Origin of the sequence: Streptomyces cahuitamycinicus, from assembly GCF_002891435.1 — a bacterium.
Lineage (GTDB): Bacteria > Actinomycetota > Actinomycetes > Streptomycetales > Streptomycetaceae > Streptomyces > Streptomyces cahuitamycinicus.
In genome coordinates this window covers 1-4,189 of record NZ_POUC01000565.1, presented here as the reverse complement: position 1 = coordinate 4,189, position 4,189 = coordinate 1, and the positions used below count along the sequence as shown (strand labels likewise).

Annotated in this window: 4 protein-coding genes; all 4 read right to left on the bottom strand. The window is 72.2% G+C overall.

Annotated features, from left to right (window positions below):
• Positions 1 to 282: 282 nt before the first annotated feature.
• The 4 genes from C1J00_RS39315 to C1J00_RS39300 all read right to left on the bottom strand — a co-directional run bounded on the left by C1J00_RS39315 (position 283) and on the right by C1J00_RS39300 (position 4,144).
• The gene (locus C1J00_RS39315) at positions 283 to 921 is read right to left on the bottom strand and encodes a hypothetical protein (protein WP_102913663.1); all 639 of its coding nucleotides are present in this window, start codon (positions 919 to 921) and stop codon (positions 283 to 285) included.
• A 142-nt stretch (positions 922 to 1,063) separates the two neighbouring features.
• Complete coding sequence (locus C1J00_RS39310) at positions 1,064 to 1,936, bottom strand: phosphoadenosine phosphosulfate reductase domain-containing protein (protein ID WP_102913662.1); 873 nt, start codon at positions 1,934 to 1,936, stop codon at positions 1,064 to 1,066.
• A 103-nt stretch (positions 1,937 to 2,039) separates the two neighbouring features.
• On the bottom strand, positions 2,040 to 3,161 hold the full coding sequence (locus tag C1J00_RS39305) for a hypothetical protein (RefSeq protein ID WP_102913661.1): 1,122 nt from the start codon (positions 3,159 to 3,161) through the stop codon (positions 2,040 to 2,042).
• 191 nt (positions 3,162 to 3,352) lie between these two features.
• On the bottom strand, positions 3,353 to 4,144 hold the full coding sequence (locus tag C1J00_RS39300; RefSeq protein WP_102913660.1) for a hypothetical protein: 792 nt from the start codon (positions 4,142 to 4,144) through the stop codon (positions 3,353 to 3,355).
• Positions 4,145 to 4,189 lie beyond the last annotated feature (45 nt).

Genomic DNA, 4,189 nt, shown 5'->3' with positions numbered 1-4,189 from the left:
CTCACCCGCCCCGCGACGGCGACAGTACGGCGATCGGCCCAACTCCTGCCCGCCGCACGGCACTCCGGGGCCCGCCGAGCTCCCCTCCCCTTCCCGCCAACCTCTTCGTACGCGCACAACGAAGCACCCGCCCGCCGGGAGTGCGCCCGCCATGTAAACCCCGGCGGGATGCCGCCTCACCTCTTAAGAGGTGAGTTCTGTCGGTGAGTCTCCGCGGGCCGAACACGCCGATGGCCAGCGCCCGCCCGGGGGATCGGCGCTGGCCATCGCTTCGGGGGCGGCTCAGCCGTCCTGCTGGCCCGGCTCCTTGCGGGCCTGGGTGATGATGCGCTTCCAGGTGTGGACGGAGCCGCCGTGCTCCGCGGCGAGGTCGGCCGCGACCTCGCCGGCCTTTCGGCCGGGCTGGGCGGCCAGCGCCTGGGCGGCCTGCTCGATGCGCGGGTCCGGCCCGGTCCGGGCAGGGCGGCCGGACATGCCCGCCCGGTGCGTCGAGTCGTGCCAGTCCCACAGCTGCCGCCGGGTGCGGTACTCGCGCTCTCCCCCGCCGGGCAGCGGCTCGATTCGTACCGGGTCGGGCCATCCGGGCGGGGGCGTCTTCTTGTAGTGGCGCACGGCGCTGCCGTCCAGGCCGAGGACGCGCGCCTGCTCGGCGGGCGTGAGCTCCTCGTCGGGGTCGCCGCTGCGGTCGATGACCCGGCCGCCCTGCGGCCGGTCCTGGTTGCGCCGCTGCTTGTTGAACTCGGCGAACCACTCGTCCCACACGTCGACGTCCCAGTGCATGACCCCGTCGACCGTCTCCGGCTCGGGGTGACCGTTGGCCGCGCGGTCGCGCCACAGGTTGCTGAGCGTGGCCCGGCTGTAGCCGGTGTGCTCGATCAGGTCCTCGCGATTGGCGAGGCGGCGGCCGCCGATGGTCTTCATGACGCGTGCTCCTGGTGGGTCGGGACGTGGATACGATGGTGCCGGTTCGGTTTATGGGTCTGTTGAGGGCCCTCGGTGGCCGGACCGCGCGGCCCGGCGGGATTCCCAATGCATTGCTCCGCCGGGCCGTTTGGTTTCCCGGTCAGCTCCGGGCGAGTTCGATGATCCGCTTCAGGGTGAGGTTCTTCTTGAACGGCTTGCCCATGCGCTCCTCGGCTCCGGCCCACTCCGCGAAGATCCCGGGGTTCATCCGGGCGGACTCGATCAGATCTTTCCGCTTCGCCAGCGGGCAGGCCCGGCAGCTGAGCCGCCCCATCCGCTCGTAGGCGGGGTGCCACGGGATGCCGTTGTCACGGTGGATCTTCCAGACCTGGTCCGTCTTGAGGTGGTGGACCGGCAGCCAGGTCGTGACGACGCGCAGCGTCTTCGCGGTCATCCGGTGCTGCTCGATGACCGGCTTGGCCGCCCGGGCCCGGGACTCCTCCGCCCGCATCCCCATGGCATACCCGGCCCGGATCGGGCGGCCGAGCCTCAGCTCGTCGGCGAGCTCGTCGACGTACGCGCGCCCGACCGCGGTCTTCGTGTCGCTCGTGCAGAATCGCGCGAAGTAACCGGGCCAGTTGCCGTGATCCAGGATCCGGTCCCACAGGGACGGCCACCGCTGGCTGCGCCGGACGAGGAACGGAACGTCGTACAGGGCGGCGTGGCGGCGGGCGACGTCTTCCGCGCCCGGCCACTCAATCAGGTGTCCGCCCGGCGTACGCCCGAGGTCGCAGTGCAGCACGCGCACCTTGTGCAGCTGGCCCGCCTTGGCGGCCTGCGTGCACACCTCGTGCACGAGGACGCCGGAGTCCTTGCCGCCGCTGTCGCCGACGACCACGACGTCGTTGGCCTCCCAGTCGAATTCGGCGGCCGCCGTGGGCGCGGCCGGCGCGGCGGCCGGCGCGAACAGTTCGAGCTGGGCGGCGGCGCACCCGGTGCCGCACGGCGGGGTGGGCCTGGGGTTCTTCGTCACAGGGGTCTCTCCCGGTGTTGAGGGTGATCGGTGGGGCCGTCCTGCCGGGGAGGGAGCGAGCATTCCCGTCTCGCTCCCTCCCCGGTCGGCGGGTCGGGTGGGGCTACAGCGGCCGCCCGTCGCAGTCGACGTAGCCGTCGGCGGAGCGGTGGGGCTGGATGCACTCGGCGTGCGCCGCCTCGTGGTCGTCGTCCTCGTCGTCGGCGCTGGCCTGGGGGTCGGTGAGCCAGTTGGCGATGACCTCGACGCAGTCGGCAAGCCGGTCGGCGGGGCGCTCCATCAGCCCCTTCTCGACGCCGTTGCCGTCGCCGACCTCCACGCGCCACTCGTCACCGGGGCGGACCGGCGGCCGCTGGTCCATGGGCCACTCGTCGTCGTCCTCGTTGTAGAGGGCCAGCACCATGTACGGCCCTGCGCTCGTCTTGCCCGCGCCCTGGTCGCGGGGGATGACCAGCCAGGTGTTCCGGCCGCCGTCGAGCAACGGCTCGTCGTCGAAGTGCGCGGTGATGCCCCACTCGGCGAGGGCCTTGCGGGCGAGCTGCTCGGCGCTCTCGCCCACACCCCCCTCCGGCGCGCTGCCGCCGGAGCGACGGGCCTGCTCCATGATGGAGCCCACGAGGGCGGCGGTGTCCTCCACGTACGGGCGGCGCTGCCCGGCGGAGTGGTAGACGGTGGTGCGGGCGTTGCTGCCGGGCTCGCCCCAACTCGCGGTCCAGTAGCCGTGTTCCCGGATGGGGTAGCGGGTGGTGACGTCCGGGAAGACCTCGTGGCTCCGGGCGGAGAACCCCTCGAAGACGACCTCCGTGCCGTCGGCAAGCGGCACACGAACGCGGTGCCAGTCGGCGCTGAGCGAGTAGCCGTCCTCGACGCAGCGCAGTCCCGCAGCGCGCAGCATGGCGAGCGGGGCCGTACCGGCCGGGTCGTCGGGTGCGGTCGGGGCTTCGCCGCCGTGCTGCTCGACCAGGTCGCGCAGGGCTTGCACGGGCACGTCCAGGAACTGGCTGTCGTCGGCGTTGCCGCCGGTCAGGAAGCTCTCCCAGGAGTCCTCGTTCTCCCAGTCCTCGCCCTCGGGGGCCTCCAGGCCGGGCCACAGGGCGACGGCGGCCGCCCGGTCCTCCCCAGCCTTGATGTTGACGCTGAACGCGTGGCCGTCAGCCAGCAGGACCGGCCGGAAGATGCGATCGGTGCCCTCGGCGATGAGGCGGTCGAGACGTGCAGTGATCACAGAGTTCTCCTGTTGAGGTTCGTCGGTGTGGACCCGGGGGCCCTGGCGTCGGTCGGGATTCCCGCCCCTCTTGACGTATCTAATACTCTCACGATTTCGGGGGTGTGGTCAAACCGGATTCCGCAGGTCAGAAACGCTTCACCCCGCCTCATCTCCGGGGAGGTGAGGCGGGGTGCGGGCGGCGCTCTCGGTCAGTCCTGGGGCAGGGCGAGCCATTGGGAGATGAGTTCGACGGGCGCGGGCTCCAACTGGGCGATGGGCCGGGCCTCCCCGACGGGATCGGCGCCGGTCTCGGCGGCCTCCCACATCACGCGGCCGTGCTCGATGCCGTGGCCGCCGGGCCGGTAGATCTCCAGCAGGACCCCGGTCCCCGGGCCGCCGCCGCGTACGCGGTCGCCGGGCGTGACGCCGTACGTGCTCCGGTCGTAGGCGATGGCGTCCGGGTCGACGGGCCTGATCAGGTCCCGGGTGGTGCGGAAGGCGTCGGTGTCACCGTCCCAGTGGACGGTGAGCGTGCCGTCGGCGTCGTCGACCGTGCGGACGGTGCCGCGCTGTTCCCACTGGCGGGGGTGTGTGTAGTGGCCACCGTACGGGTGGCTGAAGGCCTCGAAGTGCACGCTGATCCGCTCCACGCGGTCCCCGGGGCGGTAGGCGGCCGGGTACAGAGCGGCGGGGACGATCAGGACTTCGTCGTCGATGTCGACGCAGGCCGTGAGGATGCCGATCAGGCTGACGGCCCGGCCGTGGGCGGGGTGGCGCTGGGGCAGTGCCCGGTAGCAGACCTCGCCCGGGGCGGCCTTCCATGCCCAGCGGCGCCGGTCGGAGCCGTCGAAGTAGCCCATGACCAGGTCTCCGGGGCACACGTCCTTGGCGTACGCGGGCCGGGCCAGTGCGGGGTCAAGGTCCTCGGGGAGCGGGCCAAGCTGCCGGTCCTCGATCAGGACGTGGCAGAACTCAACGTGGGGATCAGCAGGCCTGATCATGCGCGGTGTCTCTCCTGGGAGTTGAGGTTTTTCGGGGTCCGGGGG

Bases quoted from the DNA above. Each gene is read 5' to 3' on its own strand.
- C1J00_RS39315 (WP_102913663.1), bottom strand. From the start codon at position 921: ATGAAGACCATCGGCGGCCGCCGCCTCGCCAATCGCGAGGACCTGATC.
- C1J00_RS39300 (WP_102913660.1), bottom strand. From the start codon at position 4,144: ATGATCAGGCCTGCTGATCCCCACGTTGAGTTCTGCCACGTCCTGATC.